Origin of the sequence: Levilactobacillus cerevisiae, from assembly GCF_003946245.1 — a bacterium.
In the GTDB taxonomy this organism is placed as follows: domain Bacteria; phylum Bacillota; class Bacilli; order Lactobacillales; family Lactobacillaceae; genus Levilactobacillus; species Levilactobacillus cerevisiae.
In genome coordinates this window covers 120,088-138,081 of sequence record NZ_RHNN01000008.1, presented here as the reverse complement: position 1 = coordinate 138,081, position 17,994 = coordinate 120,088, and the positions used below count along the sequence as shown (strand labels likewise).

General features: G+C 49.8%; 20 protein-coding genes. 4 read left to right on the top strand and 16 right to left on the bottom strand.

Annotation, left to right across the window (positions count from 1 at the left end; translation table 11 throughout):
* Nucleotides 1-147: 147 nt before the first annotated feature.
* From EKM99_RS05420 to EKM99_RS05390, 7 genes are all read right to left on the bottom strand, one after another.
* A complete protein-coding gene (locus EKM99_RS05420) occupies nucleotides 148-816 on the bottom strand; it encodes a phosphatase PAP2 family protein (RefSeq protein WP_125581661.1) in 669 nt (222 codons plus the stop codon).
* Between the two features lie 104 nt (nucleotides 817-920).
* Nucleotides 921-1,376 (bottom strand): threonine/serine exporter family protein, encoded by a 456-nt coding sequence (locus EKM99_RS05415; protein WP_125581659.1) that lies wholly within the window; start codon nucleotides 1,374-1,376, stop codon nucleotides 921-923.
* A 16-nt stretch (nucleotides 1,377-1,392) separates the two neighbouring features.
* A complete protein-coding gene (locus EKM99_RS05410) occupies nucleotides 1,393-2,148 on the bottom strand; it encodes a threonine/serine exporter family protein (protein ID WP_125581657.1) in 756 nt (251 codons plus the stop codon).
* A 735-nt stretch (nucleotides 2,149-2,883) separates the two neighbouring features.
* A complete protein-coding gene (locus EKM99_RS05405) occupies nucleotides 2,884-3,531 on the bottom strand; it encodes a metal-dependent transcriptional regulator (RefSeq protein WP_125581655.1) in 648 nt (215 codons plus the stop codon).
* Nucleotides 3,532-3,592: 61 nt separating this feature from the next.
* A complete protein-coding gene (locus EKM99_RS05400; RefSeq protein ID WP_125581653.1) occupies nucleotides 3,593-4,489 on the bottom strand; it encodes a cation diffusion facilitator family transporter in 897 nt (298 codons plus the stop codon).
* Nucleotides 4,490-4,829: 340 nt separating this feature from the next.
* Nucleotides 4,830-5,393, bottom strand: coding sequence for a GNAT family N-acetyltransferase (locus EKM99_RS05395; RefSeq protein ID WP_125581651.1), 564 nt, complete (start codon nucleotides 5,391-5,393; stop codon nucleotides 4,830-4,832).
* A gap of 647 nt (nucleotides 5,394-6,040) precedes the next feature.
* Nucleotides 6,041-6,448, bottom strand: coding sequence for a MerR family transcriptional regulator (locus EKM99_RS05390; RefSeq protein ID WP_225419790.1), 408 nt, complete (start codon nucleotides 6,446-6,448; stop codon nucleotides 6,041-6,043).
* A 250-nt stretch (nucleotides 6,449-6,698) separates the two neighbouring features.
* On the opposite strand from EKM99_RS05390, the gene EKM99_RS05385 reads away from it, so the two are divergent.
* Both EKM99_RS05385 and EKM99_RS05380 read left to right on the top strand, forming a co-directional pair.
* On the top strand, nucleotides 6,699-8,204 hold the full coding sequence (locus EKM99_RS05385) for an MDR family MFS transporter (RefSeq protein WP_125581647.1): 1,506 nt from the start codon (nucleotides 6,699-6,701) through the stop codon (nucleotides 8,202-8,204).
* The gene (locus EKM99_RS05380; protein ID WP_125581645.1) at nucleotides 8,204-8,926 is read left to right on the top strand and encodes a DUF4811 domain-containing protein; all 723 of its coding nucleotides are present in this window, start codon (nucleotides 8,204-8,206) and stop codon (nucleotides 8,924-8,926) included. Before EKM99_RS05385 ends, EKM99_RS05380 begins: the two co-directional genes overlap by 1 nt.
* Nucleotides 8,927-9,281: 355 nt before the next feature.
* On the opposite strand, the gene EKM99_RS05375 is transcribed toward EKM99_RS05380, so the two are convergent.
* Nucleotides 9,282-9,521, bottom strand: coding sequence for a helix-turn-helix domain-containing protein (locus tag EKM99_RS05375; protein WP_125581643.1), 240 nt, complete (start codon nucleotides 9,519-9,521; stop codon nucleotides 9,282-9,284).
* Nucleotides 9,522-9,708: 187 nt separating this feature from the next.
* Here EKM99_RS05375 and EKM99_RS05370 point away from each other — a divergent pair, with 187 nt between their 5' ends.
* Nucleotides 9,709-10,413, top strand: a complete 705-nt coding sequence (locus EKM99_RS05370; protein ID WP_125581641.1) for an AzlC family ABC transporter permease — start codon at nucleotides 9,709-9,711, stop codon at nucleotides 10,411-10,413.
* Nucleotides 10,404-10,736: an AzlD domain-containing protein gene (locus tag EKM99_RS05365; protein WP_125581639.1), complete on the top strand. Its 333-nt coding sequence runs from the start codon at nucleotides 10,404-10,406 to the stop codon at nucleotides 10,734-10,736. The genes EKM99_RS05370 and EKM99_RS05365 overlap by 10 nt, the downstream gene beginning before the upstream one ends.
* A gap of 163 nt (nucleotides 10,737-10,899) precedes the next feature.
* Here the strand turns inward: EKM99_RS05365 and EKM99_RS05360 are convergent, their stop codons facing one another.
* The 8 genes from EKM99_RS05360 to EKM99_RS05325 all read right to left on the bottom strand — a co-directional run bounded on the left by EKM99_RS05360 (nucleotide 10,900) and on the right by EKM99_RS05325 (nucleotide 17,989).
* Nucleotides 10,900-12,171 (bottom strand): uracil-xanthine permease family protein, encoded by a 1,272-nt coding sequence (locus EKM99_RS05360; RefSeq protein WP_125581637.1) that lies wholly within the window; start codon nucleotides 12,169-12,171, stop codon nucleotides 10,900-10,902.
* 210 nt (nucleotides 12,172-12,381) lie between these two features.
* Nucleotides 12,382-13,572: an MFS transporter gene (locus EKM99_RS05355; RefSeq protein ID WP_125581635.1), complete on the bottom strand. Its 1,191-nt coding sequence runs from the start codon at nucleotides 13,570-13,572 to the stop codon at nucleotides 12,382-12,384.
* A gap of 31 nt (nucleotides 13,573-13,603) precedes the next feature.
* Nucleotides 13,604-14,011 (bottom strand): hypothetical protein, encoded by a 408-nt coding sequence (locus tag EKM99_RS05350; protein WP_125581633.1) that lies wholly within the window; start codon nucleotides 14,009-14,011, stop codon nucleotides 13,604-13,606.
* 66 nt (nucleotides 14,012-14,077) lie between these two features.
* Nucleotides 14,078-14,596: a GNAT family N-acetyltransferase gene (locus tag EKM99_RS05345; RefSeq protein ID WP_125581631.1), complete on the bottom strand. Its 519-nt coding sequence runs from the start codon at nucleotides 14,594-14,596 to the stop codon at nucleotides 14,078-14,080.
* A gap of 14 nt (nucleotides 14,597-14,610) precedes the next feature.
* Nucleotides 14,611-15,063: a MarR family winged helix-turn-helix transcriptional regulator gene (locus tag EKM99_RS05340; protein WP_125581629.1), complete on the bottom strand. Its 453-nt coding sequence runs from the start codon at nucleotides 15,061-15,063 to the stop codon at nucleotides 14,611-14,613.
* Nucleotides 15,064-15,388: 325 nt separating this feature from the next.
* Nucleotides 15,389-15,976 (bottom strand): GNAT family N-acetyltransferase, encoded by a 588-nt coding sequence (locus tag EKM99_RS05335; RefSeq protein WP_125581627.1) that lies wholly within the window; start codon nucleotides 15,974-15,976, stop codon nucleotides 15,389-15,391.
* 343 nt (nucleotides 15,977-16,319) lie between these two features.
* Nucleotides 16,320-17,096 (bottom strand): DUF1003 domain-containing protein, encoded by a 777-nt coding sequence (locus EKM99_RS05330; protein WP_125581625.1) that lies wholly within the window; start codon nucleotides 17,094-17,096, stop codon nucleotides 16,320-16,322.
* Between the two features lie 5 nt (nucleotides 17,097-17,101).
* Nucleotides 17,102-17,989: an RluA family pseudouridine synthase gene (locus tag EKM99_RS05325; RefSeq protein ID WP_125581623.1), complete on the bottom strand. Its 888-nt coding sequence runs from the start codon at nucleotides 17,987-17,989 to the stop codon at nucleotides 17,102-17,104.
* Nucleotides 17,990-17,994 lie beyond the last annotated feature (5 nt).

Here is a 17,994-nt window from a genome sequence, read left to right as displayed (position 1 = left end):
CATTCTTTGATTATACAAAAATATCCGTTGCCAGTAATCAAATTCATTTGATTACCAACAACAGATATTTTAGAACCCTAATAACTCGCTCATAACAGCAAAGAAGTACCAACTGCCAAGCAAAATTCTCGGTAGTTGGTACTTCTTTTAGATTTCAGACTTTTTCAATAACGGCCAACTCTGCATCATTGGCGCTAAGCGAATGTACAGGCCCTCGGCAATTTGTAGCCAGAGGTAGGCTAGCAACACCGCACCGATCGTATCGGTTGGGAAATGGGCGTTGAGGTAGACCCGGGAGACCATGACTAGGACCATCCAAACGATTAAGAGGATGCGAACCAGCCACGCCTTCCAGGACGCCATAATCATGGGCACTAAGATGACCCAGATCATTGCGACCAGTAAGAACGTCCCAAAGACGTGTCCACTAGGGAAACTATAGCCGTTGTCGATGGCTAAATGGCCCGTTGGCCGGGCGCGTTTGACCAAATTTTTCACTAAACTCGCGATCACGTCTCCACCGGCTAACGTGGCGAGGCACCACAGGGCGGGAATCTTGAATTTGAAACCCCACAGCAGAAATGCCAGGATCAATACCCAAATGATATCTAGCTTGGGCTCTGCCAGACTGGTCACACCCCGATAAAGCAGTGTCTTCCACCCCGGTTGGTTCTTTTGGATCACATCAACAATTGATGAGTCCAAGAAGTCCACGTAAGCATTTTGGGCCTTTATGTAGATGGCCACGACCAAGAACAGCGCCGTAGCAAGTGTTAGCTTCCACGGCCGATCGCGGTCCCGATTAAATAACATCATGTTTAATTATTCCTTTCGTCATACCCGATTCTGGGAAAAACCCCTAGCAATGAGTATACCACCCCATCCCCAAATTTCTAGGATTCTTTAAAGTATTAACAATTTCATAAACGCTTATGATGGCGCCAAAAACGACGTTGAATCCGATTCACCAGTTCTGATAAGAGAAACCCAAAGGCAATGGCGCCAGAAATCATGACCACCTGTAAGAGAAAGACGAAGGCCGTGGCGTTTTGGCCTAACGCAAAATTCTTAATCATTTGGTAGGCCTGACCCCCGGGCACCAGTGGCACAATGGCAGGGATGTTAAAGAGGATCATGGGCATCCGTTTAATCTTAGCCGCCTGTAACGAAGCCACCCCGATTGCGACCGCGCCTAACAGGTTACCAATGACGTAGCCGCCGCCCCACAAAACCGTGAAGCGATACAGCACGTAGCCCAGCACCCCAATCCAGCCGCCAACGTTGAGTGCCCGCCGGGGAATATTAATCAACACACCAAACGCAATGGTCGCCACGTAAGTTCCCACGACCTCAATCAAAAATTCCAGGACAGACATCAGGCTGCCTCCTCACTCACAAAAATTGTAAAACCATGGCGATACCAAACCCAATTGCGGCAGCGCTCACCAGGGCTTCAACACCCCGCGCTGGTCCGCTGACCAGATTTCCCGCCAAGATGTCTCTCACCGAATTGGTGATGGGGACCCCGGGAACCAGGGGCATAACGCTCCCAATGATAATGTCATCCACACTGTTCCCCAGGCCCAGGTGCACGCACACCACGGCCATGACCCCAATCGCGGCGGCCGACGTAAATTCAGACAAAAACCGAATTTGAATATATTTATTCAGTACATAATAAACCCACCAGCCGAGCATCCCCACGACGCAGGTAATCCAGAAGTCAGGCAAGTTGTGCCGGAAGACGACTTCCAAGGGACCACTGACCATGGCCGCAGCCAACAGCTGAAGCCAGAAGGGAAAGTAACGACTCTTACTGTCCAAATGATCCAGCTGGTCGGCGAATTGCCGCAGATCAATCTTGTGATCCGCGAATTGCCGGGACAGGTCGTTGACGACCGCGATTTTTTCCAAATCAAACGTTCGGCGCTTAACCGGCTCGATCTGAGCACCGACCTCCCCGTTGATAGCCATCAAAATTCCGGTGATCATCACGAAAAGTTGGCTGGTCTTGGCGCCCGCGTTGTGTGCGATGCGGGTCATGGTGTCCTCGACACGCTCAATTTCCGAGCCGTTTTCAATCATGATTCTTCCGGCAGTGAGGGCCGTGTGTAAAATTAATTGGTCCCGCTTTTTCTGACTGCTCATCCCGGTCCCCTTTTCTTTTTTAGGCGTTTCGTATATTATACGGCACGCAGCTAAGCGGGGAAATAGACATTTTCCTTTTGGGTGAATTTTTTTCTCCTACTAGTGAGTGTTGTGGCTATTCTGTTAGATGACCAGCATTTAAAAGCAGCTAAACTAAAGACTGAAGCCCCAACTAACAGGGATTCAATCCACAAAATTAGTCGAAGTTTGCCACCTGCGGCTGACAGAGATTCCGTCTGCTGTGGGGACCGCCTGCGGCCTGAGAAACGGTCCTCTGGCTCGGTTTGAAGCCTGTCAAAGTTCGCCAGTCTCCAAACGCGTCCCACGGCGTAACCTGAGAAAATCGCTCAGCTAACGTCGTCGACACAGCTGCCTCCATCTCTGTCCTCCTCCGGTTAGGATTGTTCTTTACTATGAAATTGACGTGACCATCGCCAGCCTGGTAGCGTTTTTCCATGATAATTGGTAACTGTCTGTGTAGGCGTGAGTGAGCCAAATTTAGGCTCAGCCGTGGGATTTTCCATGTGTTCTTCTTGGAAAATGGCGACTTTGAAACGCGGGCTGGGCGATTCAAAGCGAGCTGGCAGACCGCTTCCTAGGCTGGCAGCGTCCTCCCCACAGCGTTCCAGCCTAAGTTTTGCGAACGGTAAGCCGGCAGGTTCAGACAACATAACCTTCTTTGACAACTACGAAAAAAGCCCATGGCAATACGCCACAGGCCGATGAATAGATTATTTACTTCACAAAGATATAGTGCGCAGCCTTATAACTCACAATGAGCTCTGCGTTGTCGGTTAAGTTTTGAACCGTCACGGGACCTTCAAAGGGATCGTGCTTCAAAATCTTCAGCTGATCGCCAATGTCTAACTTAAGGTCGCCCAGGTACGTCAAAAGGTCATGGTTATCAATAAACCGATCAATCGAGACCACGTCGCCGTCAGCGGCATCGTTCAGCACCGTGTGGCTGTCTTCGTGATAGTGACCGAACCGATCGGGAATGACACCACCGTGGGGACAGTGTGTCGGATTCCCCAGCATATCATCCAGGGCATTCACCATTTTGGGGCTGGTTACGTGTTCCAGCACTTCGGCTTCGTCGTGGACGTCGGGTAAATCATAGCCCAACTTCTCCACCAAAAAGTCTTCCCAGATCCGGTGTTTGCGCACCAAATCTTCGGCCAGCCGAATACCCTTGTTCGTCAGGGAAATCCCGGCGTAGGGCGTATGTTCAGCCAACCCTTCTGCAGCCATCTTGTTAACCATTTCCGTCACAGAACCGGCCGCAATATTCAAGCTAATAGCAATTTGTTTGTTTGAAACCTTTTTCTGTTTGCCACCCAGCTCGAAAATAATTTTTAAATAATCCTCCTTCATAGGAGTCATCACAGTTCACCTCATCTAGATTGTGTCTCATTTATACCGCGAATTCCCCTGAAGTGCAAGGCTAATCGTGTCGCCAATCATTCTGATTGTAGAATAAATCCTCATCCTGTCCCCGGCGACACTCGGCTTGAATCGTGACGTGGTTCACCCCGTACTTGTGACAGAGGAGCGCCTCAATTTGCCGATAAATTGGTTCAATTTCACTCAGTGGTAAGTCATCCATGTTCACGTGAACCGAGAAGACGATGTTATTTTCATCAATCAACCAGGCGTGAATGTGGTGGACGCCCTCAACCTCTGGCAACTGGCAGAGATCCCGTGCAATGGCATCGTAGTCCAGGTCTGGAGAGGCTTCCATTAGAATACCAAACGTCTGCTTGATGATGGGCCAAGATTCGTAGACGATATAGCCCGCCACCAAGATGGTAATCACCGGGTCGACCCAGCTAATGTGCCAAACGGTAATCAGGACTGCTCCGACGATGACCCCCACTGAAGCCAGCGCGTCACTCAACAGGTGCAAGTAGGTTGCCCGAATGTTGAGATTATGCTGGGCACCATGATTTAACAGCACCGTCGATAACAAGTTTGCTAAGAAACTCACCACGGCCACCACCAACATGATGTCCCCTTTGACGGGTTCCGGATGGAGCAGGCGGCGAACCGCCTCACCGGCCAGAACCAGCGAGATGATTACCAAGACGCCGGCATTTAGCAGCGCCGTTAGGATCTCAGCTCGCCGATACCCATACGTGTTGCTCCGGGTTTGTCGCCGACCACCAATCCGGTGTGCCGCATAGCTCAAGACGATGGAAAACGCATCCCCTAAGTTATGAAAGGCATCAGACAGTAACGACAGACTCCCGGACAACAGGCCACCTATCAATTCAAAAATCGTAATCACAACATTTAACACGGTGACCAGTAAAAACCGACCGCCAGACAAACTCTTCTCCACTTACGCCGCCCCCATTGCCTTGCTCCCTCTATTATCGCAGAGTTTAGGTGAATTGAAAAGGTAGTTTTTGGCGAACCTCATACTAATGTTGCTGGTGAATTTTGACAGGTACAACTAGGTCGCTAGACTCGTCGACGTATTTGCTAATAAATTCAGACTAGACCGTTCGCCTCTCAAGTCACTCTCTGCCACTGAGTACACCCGGTAATTAAAAAGGTCGATCCCGCTGAAAGCGAAACCAACCCTTTAATATAGTAGATTTAAGTTTAATTAATGTGACACCATGACCCCTTTTTAATTAATGTGACACCATGACCCCTTTATCTGGGTTTCAACCATCCTAGTGAACGGCCTGCGTTGCGGCCAAATGAACAGGCTTGGCGTTAACCGTCAGGCGTTCGTAAGCGAAGTCCGTGGTCCCAGGCATGCCAGCAGCCGTCAAATCAATCTTCCCGGTCTCACTGAAACCGCTCTTCTTGATGATGTGTTGCATAGCCATGTTTTGCGGGTGCGTATCGATCCGAATGCTTTCAATCGCATCTGCGTGATCGATTTGCGCGAACAACCGTTGGAACAGTTCGCCGGCTAAGCCCCGACCGTGATGGTGACTAGATACTGCTACGCGGTGAATAGCCAAGTATGGTGCTTGCTTGGTCAGCCACTGACCATCGATCTGTTTATAGGTCGGGTCCTCCCCGGGAATCAAAGCGGCAGTCCCCAAAATTTCATTGTTCTCTTCCAAAACAACCGTCCAGCCTTCGTGAATATCGTCCACCAGGACCGCCGTGTTTGGGTACGCGCCCTGCCATTGGTCAATTGCTTGGGCAGCGAGTAACTCTCGTCCATCCCGGATAATCGATTCAATTTGTGGTAAGTCAGCCATAGTAGCTTGTCGTAACAGCATGTGTTAACACCATCCTTCTTGTTTTTGCTTTAAGCGATTTTGTTATCTTAACACGTTCGCCAAAGAATACAACCAAATAAATCCCCTTTTTCTTAACAAATTTGCTAGAAAGTAATGAAAGCCCACAACCACAAGGATTTTAGTCATCATTGTTTCTCATTTTGCGTTCATTTTCTCAACATTTTTTCATGTTTTCAAGGTGATATTCGTCAGTTATTGGGTTGTCTTCCGCGACACGTTCATCTCCCGAATTTGATGTGGCCTCACGGATTTATGTTTTGTCTTAGGCCATCCAGCCAAACCCATTTCAGCGCACAAAAAAAGTCCATTCGAGAACTTTCTAAACTCGGATGAACTCTGCGGAAGCCGCGGCTGGCGAGAGAAAAAAGAAATGGAATTTCTCATAAAACACGTCGTTTTAGTTTCACGATTGCTTACGCTGACATATTGTCAACGTAGTCCATGCGCAAGATAAACGCGCTATTACTAATGGTTATTCGCCTGGTTTCACAACACGTCAACAACATGATTGACCACCAATCCAGCCAGAAGATCGATTGGTATCGAAAGTTTTTTCTGCCAACCACAAAATGCTCTCCCGTGTCTTCAGATTACCATTGTTACGGGTGATAAACAATCAAATCGCCCTATTTCGTGCCAGCAATCAGTTTAAATGTCCATTTACCATCGATTCGCTCAGCCACCAGGTCCTTATCCGGTTCTGGATCAAACGTCCCGAGATTAATCTGGGTCTGCTCATCGGTCACGGCCATCGTTACGAAGCGGCCCTCAAAGAACGATCGTAACATATCAAAGTACGTCCCCCGCTTGTGTGACAGCTTGGCAGCCCCCACCAAGGTATAGCCATCGTCCAGGTAAGTCTTGATCTGTTGAACTTTTAAAACTGTCTTATAGGAAAACTTGCGATTCTTGCCATCGCTGGAAGCCTCGCTGTGAATGTAGCCCTTGCTTTCCCAGTAGCGAATCTGGCTTTGCGACACGCCCGTTGCGGCTGCGACATCCCCAATGCCCAAAATTAATTTTTCAATTGGCATTTTTTTTAATAAATTTGCTGCGTCTTCTTCCATGTTCGTAACGTCCACCCTTCTCAATCATTTTTCCACTGAATCGCGCCCTGGTATAAATGAAAGCGGTTGTGAAATTTATGAGTACTTCTACGATTGATGTATCCTTTTCTCTAATCAGTATAGATATATTAAAAAGCTTGTCAAGCTAGTTGACAAAGAATCGAATTCTGCGTATAGTTATCCCAGAATTAATTTTAGGAAAAAGAGGGAATTACAATTGGGAAATGCAACTGATACCAACGGAAAATCCTACAGCCGGACGCTACTAGTCGTCCTCTTGTTGATTGGAACTTTCTGTACGGTGCTAAACCAAACGATTTTAAGTACTGCCTACCCAACCTTAATGAAGGCCTTTGATGTTTCGACCTCCACTGTTCAATGGTTGACGACTGGTTTCTTGCTGGTTAACGGGATCATGATCCCAATCAGCGCGTGGTTACTGACCACGATTAGCTCCAAATGGCTTTACATTGGCGCAATGTCAACGTTCTTAGTTGGGACCATCCTCTGTTGGTCCGCCGTCAGCTTCCCGATGTTGCTGATTGGTCGGTTGATCCAAGCCGTTGGGGTTGGGGTTTCAATGCCATTATTGCAAACTTTGATGCTCACCATCTTCCCCGCTAACCAACGGGGGACTGCCATGGGGCTGGCCGGAATCGTTATCGGCCTGGCGCCTGCCATTGGGCCGACCTTATCCGGGTGGGTCATTGACAACTGGACTTGGCGTGACCTCTTCGGCATGATTATTCCAATCGTAGCCGTCGTCGTGATTGCCAGCTTCTGGATTATGCACAGCGTTCTGGAAACACGGAAAGAACCGCTGGACTTAATCTCCGTTATCCTCTCCACCATTGGATTTGGGAGTATGCTTTACGGCTTCTCCTCCGTTGGTGACGATGGCTGGGGCAGCGCCTTAGTCATGTCAACGTTAGCCATCGGGTTCATCTTCGTTGGACTCTTCGTTTGGCGTCAACTGAGCATGGAAAACCCATTCTTAAACTTCCGTGTTTACAAATCACGCGAATTTACCGTTACCGCTATCCTGAGTTCCGTGGTCAACATGGCCATGGTTGGGGTAGAAATGGTCATTCCCCTTTACCTCCAAATGGTTAAAGGGATGTCGGCCTTCCATTCCGGATTAACTTTGTTAGCCGGTGCCCTAATGATGGGGATTATGAGCCCAATTACCGGTCGTGCGTTTGACCGTTTTGGTGCCAAGCGTCTGGCCGTTATGGGGATGTTCTTACTGACTGTCGGGACGTTACCATTCGTCTGGATTACGAAGGACACGTCAACGCTCTACATTGTGATTCTCTACGCCCTGCGGATGTTCGGGATTGCTATGGTTATGATGCCAGCAACTACTGCCGGGATGAACGCCTTACCATTGAACATGATTTCTCATGGGACTGCCGTCAACAACACGCAACGACAAGTCGCTAGTTCTGTTGGGACTGCCATCTTAATTAGTGTTCTGACTAACGTAACGAAGAGCCAGATGCCAGGCAAGCACGTCTTAACCACGAACCCACTGAGCTACGCCAACAGTGCCATTAACGCCACCTTGTCTGGTTACCACTCAGCCTTCTGGATTGCTGCCGGTTTCTGTGTCCTTGGTTTAGTCGTTGCCTTCTTCATGAAGGGCAGCAACCACTCCATTCATTTAGCAGATTCAAATAGCAAGCAAGAAAGTGCGGAAGCTAGCAAGGGAGGTGCCGCATAATGATTATTATTTCTGTAGTTATTTTTGCCGTCCTGTCCTTCATCTTCTACGTCTACGTTCACCGTCCAGCCCTCAGTAACACGCTGACTGCCATCACCATTATTGGCCTACTGACAAGCATCTTCTTCATGATTAAAAATGACCATGATCACTACGGGATGCACGAAGTCACCAAGACGACAACGCAAAAGATTTACTCCGCTTCCCCATCGAAGCAACTGCCAATGATGCTCTACCAATCAATTGGCACGGCAAATAAGCACCAGGTCTACGTTTACAAGACCAGCGCGAACGCCAAAAAGACCAGTCACACCCGCGCTAAGGTCACGACGAAAAACGTGATCAAGCGCACGACTGGCGCCAACCGGATTGTGACCAAGAAGACCTACTGGGAATACAAGAGTGGGAGCTACAAGTTCTGGTTCGGTCTGTCTGGTAACGGACACACCTACGTCAAGGAAACCAACACGATCTACATCAACAAGAACTGGACCGTGTTGAGTGCCACGCAAGCCAAGAAGCTCCAAGCCTTGGCTAAGTCCAAGAGTTACCAAGCAAAACAAAAGACGGCCGCTGTGGCTTACGTCAAGAAGGCTGTCATGGCCGCAATGACCAAGAACCCTAGCATGACCGCGGCACAACAAAAGCAAGTGACACAACAAGCCACTGCTGCTTACCAAGCACAAGCGATGAAGCAGTTGATCGCTCAGGTTAAGAAGTAAGCACTTGCAAGTTAAAAGCACGTTCGGCCCACTCCAGTGAGGATGGTCCGAACGTGCTTTTTGGTTGTCTCAAAAATGGGATTGCTGTGAATGTCCGTTCCCGGCGGTGGGTTCAAGGCTTCCTGCTGTGGGGAACGCTTCCAGCCTGAGAAGCGGTCTTCCAGCTCGCCTTCGAGACTGGCACACCAGTTTCAAAGCGAACCGGAGGACCGCCTCTCAGGCCACAGGCGCTCCCCACAGCGGGCGGAGCAAAGAACCACCGCCGGGAGCGCAGTAAAAAACACCGGATAAAAAAAGCAGCTCACGGACTGATCCGCGGAGCTGCTGGTGGCACTTTTACCAATTCGTTACCTAACTAATTCACCTGAGTTAACTGCGTTTGCCCCTTGCGGCAACGTGGTAATAACCCGGATAAGTCGTCTAAAGACGTCCCGTTATCCTGAAAACATTGAATCATATCGATCCAGTACAAATCTGAATCATCGAATTCGGTCGTTGAATGGCCCTTCCCTAGAAGTCCACTCTTGACGTAATCCTCAATGCGGCTTGCGTCAACGTGTGCTGAGGCTGCCAGTTCAGTTAAGTTCATCTTCATCGCCCATACCCTCACTTTCATTCGTTATCAATGAGAGTATCATACAACCACCTTTAAGGAAATGCAACCTTTTCCGTTCAAAAAATTCATGTGACAATTTTACAAATAAATTACGGGTTTACGTAGCCATAAGTTAGCGCTAAACTTGAAATTAAATTCTAATTAGAGAACAGGAAGGAAGTCTCTTATGAGTCCCTCACTCACCTTTCGGACCGGGGTTCGCGACGTCTTACCCACGGTCTTTGGTTACATCGGCGTTGGCCTGGCTTTTGGGATTGTCGCCCACACCAGCCACCTCAGTTTATTGGTGGTTGGTGGCCTCTCATTCGTCGTTTACGCTGGCTCCGCCCAATTTATTATTACCAGTATGTTATTGCTCCACGATCCCTTGTCGGCAATTTTTATCTCAACCTTTCTCGTGAACTCCCGCATGATTCTGATGAGCACCAGCCTCGCCCAATATTTCAAGCACGAGTCGCTGGTTCGTAACCTGTTGATTGGCACGCTGGTCACTGACGAAACCTTTGCCCTGGCCATGAATAAGCAGAATAAGACCAACGGTAAACTCAGCTTTGCCTGGCAATCTGCGGCTAATCTAGTGGCCTACCTGGTCTGGGGCGTGGCGACCGTGGTGGGTGCAATTCTGGGTGGCCTGATTGCGGATCCGACCCGTTTTGGCTTTGATTTCGCTCTAACCGCCATGTTTATTGGGCTGGTTTATCTCCAATTGATCAGCGACAAGCATCTGGGAATGTCACTCCAGCTCAGCGTCATGGTCTTCGTCGCACTTGCTTACTACTTCTTAATTGCCGTGATGAGCCAAAATTTTGCCCTGCTCGTGGCAACCGTTGCTGGCTGTTTGTTTGGAATGGAGTTGAAAAAATGTCATTGAGTCTAACTGAACTCTGGGTGATTCTGGGTTGCGGCGCCATCACCGTGCTCTCACGGGTGCTCCCCTTTGCCTTTGTCAAATCGCTGAATATGCCAGCTTGGCTGATTAGCTTCTTGTCGTTCGTGCCGATCACCATTATGACTGCTCTGTGTTGCGAAAGTCTCTTCATTGCCCACGCCGGTCACCTGGCTTCGCTGAACATTGCCAACTGCTTGGCTGCCATTCCCGCCACCATTGCTGGCGTTCTCACCAAGAGCCTGCTGATGGTCGTGGTCATTGGTATCATGGCCATGGCAATTTTGCGCTACTTTTCGATTGGCTAGCTCAATTTTTCGTTAAAGGCTGGAAAAGCGCGGTACACACCCATTTCGGCCAAATTTAGCAAACGACAAGTCGGTCGGTTAAAACAAGGTTACCAATAATTTAGCGCCCAACTTCCGCATCACATCCGGAAGTTGGGCGCTATTTTCAATCCATTAGCATTAACTAATCATTATCTGGCAAAATTAAGTTTAAGACAATCCCAAGTACAGCGGCCACGGCCAAACCTGAAAATTCGTACTGACCAATCTTCAGGTACGCGTTCCCAATCCCGATGACCAGGATGGCGGAGGCAATCATCAGGTTGCGTTTCCGGTTGAAATCGACGTGCTTTTCAATCAAAATACGCATCCCACTGGAGGCAATGACCCCGAACAGAAGGAAACTGATACCCCCAATGACCGGGTTCGGAATACTTTCAATCAACGCGCTCAATTTCCCAACGAAACTGAAGATGACCGCGAAAACAGCTGCTCCAATCAACACGTAGATACTGTGCACCCGGGTGATTGCCAGCACACCGACATTTTCCCCATACGAGGTAACGGGTGGTCCACCAACAAAGCTGGCGATAATCGACGCTAGGCCATCCCCCGCCAAGGTATGATTCAGACCGGGATCTTCGAAGAAGTTGCGGTGAGTTAATTCATTTAAGACGGTAATGTGCCCAATGTGTTCAGTCATGGTCACAAAGGCGATGGGCGCCAGGCTGATAATGGCCCCCCAATAAAAGTGTAGCGGGTAGCTCAGAATCGGCACTTCAAAGCTGGGTAACTGTAGCCAGGCCGCCTGCATGACGGGTTTGAAATTGACCAGCCCCACCGCAGCGGCAATCAGGTACCCGACGACAATGCCTAAGAGAATCGGCACCAGTGACAGGAACCCGCGCAAATACAGGTTAAACCCAATGGTCAAGATTAACGTGGCCATCGCAACCGCGAAGTATTGCCAGTGGTAGGTGCCAGCACTGTCGACGGTTGCCTTTTGGGCCGCGCTACTTGCCAGTGACAGTCCAATCACCATGACCATCGGCCCAACCACAATCGGTGGCAACGCCTTGTTGATCCAGTCCGAGCCAATCAAGGCGACCACCAAGGCCACCACCAGATACACGGCCCCGACTGCCAGCGTCCCCTGCGCAATGCCCGGGTACCCCGTCGTCTTCATCAACGCCACCATGGGCACGATGAAGGAAAAACTCGAGCCCATGTACGCGGGAATCTTTCCCCGGGTAATCAGAATGTACATCAACGTGCCGACACCGGAACTAAACAACGCAATCCCAGGATTTAACCCCACTAGGATTGGAACCAGGACGGTAGAACCAAACATAGAAAATAAGTGCTGAAGCGACAGGCCCAACCATTGTCCCCAACTAGGCCGCTCCCAAATATCGATTAGGGCGTCCGGATTACGGTAACGCTTTGGTTCTTTCATGCACAAAGACCTCCAGGTAGTAAGTATAGAAAAAGGGCACGCCATTCCCGTAAGGAAACTGCGTGCCCACTCATTTTGCCTAAACTTAGCCCAGCATGTGCCAGAGAGTGCACCCTTCATTGCCTCACGGGACAACGTTAAAGGAACATATTTGTACCTAGTATAGAGATTCCGTCAAGCCACGTCAATCGCTTTTCACATTTTTCGTTTCTAGCCGATTAAGCGTTGATACCACTGATTAATGAGCCCCAAACCTATTAAAAGCAGGACACCAATCACGACCAGCGTCCAGTTCGCCAGCCAATCCGTGACGAACCCAAAGACAAAGCTGCCGACCGGTTGAAAGGCATCGATTGCCAAAAATAAAATACCAAACATTCGGCCTAAAAAGTCCGGTGCGGTCAGATTCTGGGTGATGGTGATGGCCCGAATTTCAAAACAAGAATAGCAGAAACCAAAGACGCCACTCACCACTAAAAGCACCCAATAATTAGCCCACACACCGGCGATTAGTAACATCGCCGCTGCCAACGCCAGGTCGCTGTAGTTCTGTTGCCGTTGGGGCGGCCGTTTGTCCAACGTCAGACGCAAGCCGCCTAAGATACCGCCAACTGCCAACATGACTAGCAAATAGCTATAACGTGTTGAGTCCCCGCCGTACAGGTGATTGACATTATAGGGTAAAACCAGTCTTACCGCGGCATAGAGCACGTTGATCAGGCCACCTAGGACGATGACTTCAATCAATCCTGGCCGTTGCCACACGTACCGCCAGCCGGTCAATAGGCTCTCTTTGACGCCTAATTGACCACCATTGCCCGTGGGTTGGACGTAGTGAATGCTGAGGTAAAACAGAAAGGACAAGAGAAATGACGTCCCGTTCAGGAGCAGAAATCCGCGGAGATCTAACCATTTGAGTGCCAGCAAGCCACCACCAATCAGTGGTGCACAAATATCTGCCAGGTCAATCAACGTGTTACTGACGGCATTGAACCGCTGCCGGCCGGCTAACGTAATCAGCTCGGGAATCATTGCCTTGGCCGCGGGCAGACTGAAGGCCAACCCGACGTCCAGAATCACGGTGAGGGCAATCAAGGGTCCCGCCGTAATGTGCTGGGGATTTAACCACCAGGCGCACACCAGGCAACCCACAACGCTCAGAAATTCAGCGCTGACGACAATGCGTTTGCGGTTAAAATTATCGACAACCACACCACATAGCAAGTCCCCGAAGAACAGGACCACGCCTCCAATGGCCTGGATAATGCCCAATAGCGCAGCGTTACCAGTTGCTTCGACAACAAACCAATTCAGCCCGAAAAGATACAAGGTACTTCCGAGCCGTGAAATGAAGGGCGCCAGCAGTAATGGTAGGTTAAACGCCTTGGCCGCAGAATTCATGCGACCACCTCCATTTCACTTTACGTCAAGACTAATCGACCATCCGCCAGTTACCCTCATCTGCTTTAGAAATATCATTTAAAAACTTTAAGACGCGTTTGGCGCGATTAGGTTGTTGTTCGTTCAACACATTCAGCCCGGTCCCCGTCACCAACGGTTCGCTCAACCGAAAATCCCCTTGATCCGTTTCGCCAGTCGCAAAGGCCATCACGGTCTCGCCAGATTCAATCTGGGTCGTGAGGAAAAACATGGTGAAGTCGTCATCGGCCTGCATGTAGGCTGGCATCGCCCAGATATCTGGCGCAATTTCTTGCATTTCACCGGTCTCGGTCCCGTCCAAGAATTTAAACTCCTTGTGGTTCGCTTGCGTGACGGGGTCTTTTAGGACCAACATCATGTTGGCAAAGTCCGGATCGCCCAGTTGGATATTATCTTTCATCGTTTCGTGTCCTCCTTGAAGTTTCGCAATTATTTGCGTCGTTTTTAAAAGTGAATGTAAAAACCATTATACCAGCGTTTTCTCTAAAATTAAATCGCGTTGTGACTCCGTACCTAAATGGAAAACGTGGTCGCCAACTTCCTTGAAGCCCATCGCCTGATAAAACTTTTGCGCGGAAAAATTATTTTCCCAAACGCCCAACCAGATGGCAGCGAGCCCGAGCGCCGTCGCCTTAGCCACCGCGTGCTGATAGAGGTGTTGGCCTAAGCCCTGACGTTTGAATTCTGGCAGAATGTAAATCCGTTCAATTTCTAAGCTCCGGTTACCCCGTTCTTCAGACTGAGTGGCACCCCAGTTAAGCTTCAAGTAGCCGGCGACAACGCCATTTACAGAGATAAAATCAAACGTCGTGGTTGGCTGTTGCAACTCCTGCAATAATTGGGGCTGGTTATAGGTCTTGTCCAAGTATTTTGCCAGGTCCTCAGGGGTATTAGCCGCCCCAAACGTATCGGTGAAAGTGGCCCGACTGACCTGTTGAAGTGTTGGCATGTCTGCTGCGGTAACTGCTGTAATTTTTCCTGTCATTTGCGTGAACTCCTTTAATAATTTCTAATTTGACCTTGCTTGACGGCTTCCCAATTCTCCGCCACATTCTGATCGACCCGCTGCAAAAAGCTGGCTAGTTGCGCCGCTTCGGCTGGTGAAAAACCTTGGAGGGCGATGCCGTTTGAATACGCATTTTCGCGCTGAACTAAGGGATAAATTTCTGCTCCCTGCGTTGTGACAAACAATTTTTTAATTTTGCGGTTTACCTCGTCCGTTCGCTTTTCCAGTAGACCAACTGTCGTTAATTTCTGAACCGCTCGAGCGGCAGTCGTACGGTCGACCCGCAATAATTCTGCCAGTCGCTCCAAGATAATGCCGGGATGTTCGGCCACCCGTGCCAGGTACAGGTACTGCCCCTTGGTCAGGTGGACGCGCTGAAATTCGTGATTGGCGATTGAATCTAATGCTCGGGCCACGTTGCCCAAAGGTCGCAAAATTTCTGCCATTGTCGTCCCCTCCTTTGAATGAAACCTAGTCTAAATCAATTATGCTGTATTTGCAACAAAAAGTTTTAAAAAAATAAATATACCATCGTAGAATAACTGTCAAAACACCTAGAACGGCCCGGCTGAGCGGTGCAAAACGAGCTCCAAGGCCGCCCCTGGCTTTGGCCATCCTACCCACAGCGTTCCAGCCTAAATTTTGCGAACGGTAAACCGCTATTTTACATGATGTCGTCGAACCATTATTCCCGTTATCCCAAGGATTTCAGGTAAAAAGGCTTTTAAAAAGCCGCCCAGTAACATACCAGGCGGCTTCCATAAAAATTCATCAATTGGCGAGACGGACCCGTTGGCCAATCTCCAGTTGCATGTGGTAATACTCGTGGTCCCCAATCATCTGGGTACCGGTGACCTCATAGCCCATACGTTCGTAAAGCCGCATGGCGCCGGGGTTTTCGAAATCAACGTTTAAGCCGATTACCGACTGCCGGTCCCGCTGAGCATAAATGGGTAAGGCCCGCAATAGTTGGCGGCCAATCCCCTTACCCTGATGGTCGGGTGAGACGGCGAGTGAATCCAAGTACCATTCACCCGCTTCAGTCTCTGAATCTAAATCAAATGGTTCGTCGAATGCGGCACTCTTAGCTGCTAGGCGAGTCATCACGTCATCCACAACGTCTTCTTTTTCACCCGGATAGCCAAATGCTACCCCGACTACTTGGCCATTGGCCTCGGCCACCACCGTGGTTGCCGCCCCGGACAAGTATGTCCGCGTGCGGTACGCCGCCGTGATGACCTTCAGTAAGTCGGGGCCTGGAACGTCTTCCAGGTCGGTCAAAGCCATTTCGTCGTAGATCAAGTTCATCAGTGGGGCAACCTGGGTTGCATCCGCTGGTCGAGCTTCACGAATTATCACAAAAAATCCTCCATTTCTAACACTATCACTAGCCTACCGGAGCCCAGCCCCTTTGTCAAAGGATTTGCCGCGAGGCCAGCTTGGAAATGCGCAACCGTGCTCTCAGCTGACACCGCTTAACACACGCTTATTCTGCCCAAAGCGTTCCAGCCTTAACCTTATGAACAGTAAGCCGGCACGTTATGTCGACAGTTCACCTTTCACCCTTTAGCCAACACCAAAAATCGATCCAGTCATTACGGGTTACGCACCCGCTGACTGAACCGATTCAAAAAGTTTTGCTTAATGGGCAACGTGCCCGGCGACTCGTTGGCCAAAGATTAGGCCAACGATAAATAAGAGACTAGCGGTGATCCACTTTCTCATGGTGAGACTCCCTTCGTTCTGCCGATTCAGGGGAAGCTTTGGCCGCCCGCAATTCGGCTAGTTCTTGTCGAATTTCACCTAAAATTTCTAACTGAAACCGTTCGATCTCCATGGTGTGGGGGACCTGGTTCTGTGCTAAATGGTCGACCTTTGCGTGAAGTAACCGCAGTTCGTGTTCGGACTTGAGGTTCACGTGATAGTCGTTTTCGGCCATCATCCGGTCGCGATCAGCGGAACGGTTCTGGCTCATCATAATGATGGGGGCCTGAATCGCCGCCACACAGCTCAACACTAAATTTAACAGAATGAAGGGGTAGTTGTCAAAGTTTGCGCCAAAGAGGTGCAGGCCATTGACAATCATCCAACCAATCAGAACGAACATAAACACCAGAATGAAGCCCCAGGAGCCACCGAAGCGGGCAACATCATCGGACACTTTCTGCCCAAATGTGAGACTTTCCTTTAAGCTATCGTTCACATCAATAATGTCGTAATCGTCGCTCTGAAGAGCCTTGGTCAACTTCTGATTGATCTTTTTCGTTTGTTTCAGGTCGGCATTGATCATCGCATCCACGTGATCCAACCGATATTTTAATAAATGGTGACCGCAAATGTAATCGGTCGTTTTGCACTGCGGGTAATCCCGTTTGATGCGGTTGCGTAACCCCACTTCCAATTCAGACAACTGGAGGCTCGTCTCTAACGAAATGGGTTTCCCATCCACCAAACAGGTTAATTTGTCCGCCTCTGCCATGCTTGTCACTCCTCAGATAATTGTTGCAGCATTGCTTGCCAGTCAGCCGGCGTTGTGCTGGTAAACGCGCGGTCTTCCCCGGTAAAGGGGTCGGTAAAGGCCAGCGACTGCGCCTGTAAGGCCTGGCGCGTCATTCCGGCAATCATTGGGCCATCATAGAGGCCATCGCCCACCAGGGGATGATTAAGGGACGCAAAGTGTGCCCGTATTTGATGGGTGCGCCCCGTGTGGAGCTTTACCCGTACCAAAGTGGCGTTGGGAAAACGTTGTTCAACCCAGTACTCCGTCTGCGCGGGTTTGCCATCCGGAGAAACCATCTGGTTGTACCCCGCTGGATCACCAGCTAGTGGTGCGTCAATCATCCCATGGTCGTCAATCAGCTGACCACTGACCACTGCCAAATAACGCTTATCAACTTGGTGCGCGGCCTGCATTTGACTAGCCAAACTGTTGGCTAACCGGTGCCGGGCCACCCAGACCACTCCGTTTGTAAAACGATCCAGGCGCGTTAAAATGTGTGGCACCTGATTCTCCGCCTGTTCAGTCGCCCAGTAGCCCTTAATCCGGTTGACCAGGGTATCCGTCCGATTGGCGGGCCCGGGAACCACGTTAAGGCCGGCTGGCTTGTCCACAACGAGCCAGTCCCGGTTCTCAAATAGAACGGTAATGGGCACCATGCTAGTCGCCACGGCGTCATCTGCTAATTCGGCTGGTAACGTGATGGTGACCGTATCGCCCACGTTTAAATCGACTGCAGGCGTCACCACTTGGTCGTTTACGCGGATGGTGCCCGACTGTTTCAAATCGCTGAAGACCCGATGGCTGACACCGTGATCATTTAAAAATCGTTTCAAACTTGTGACGGGAATCGTGACCTGCCAACTTAACTCCATGGGAA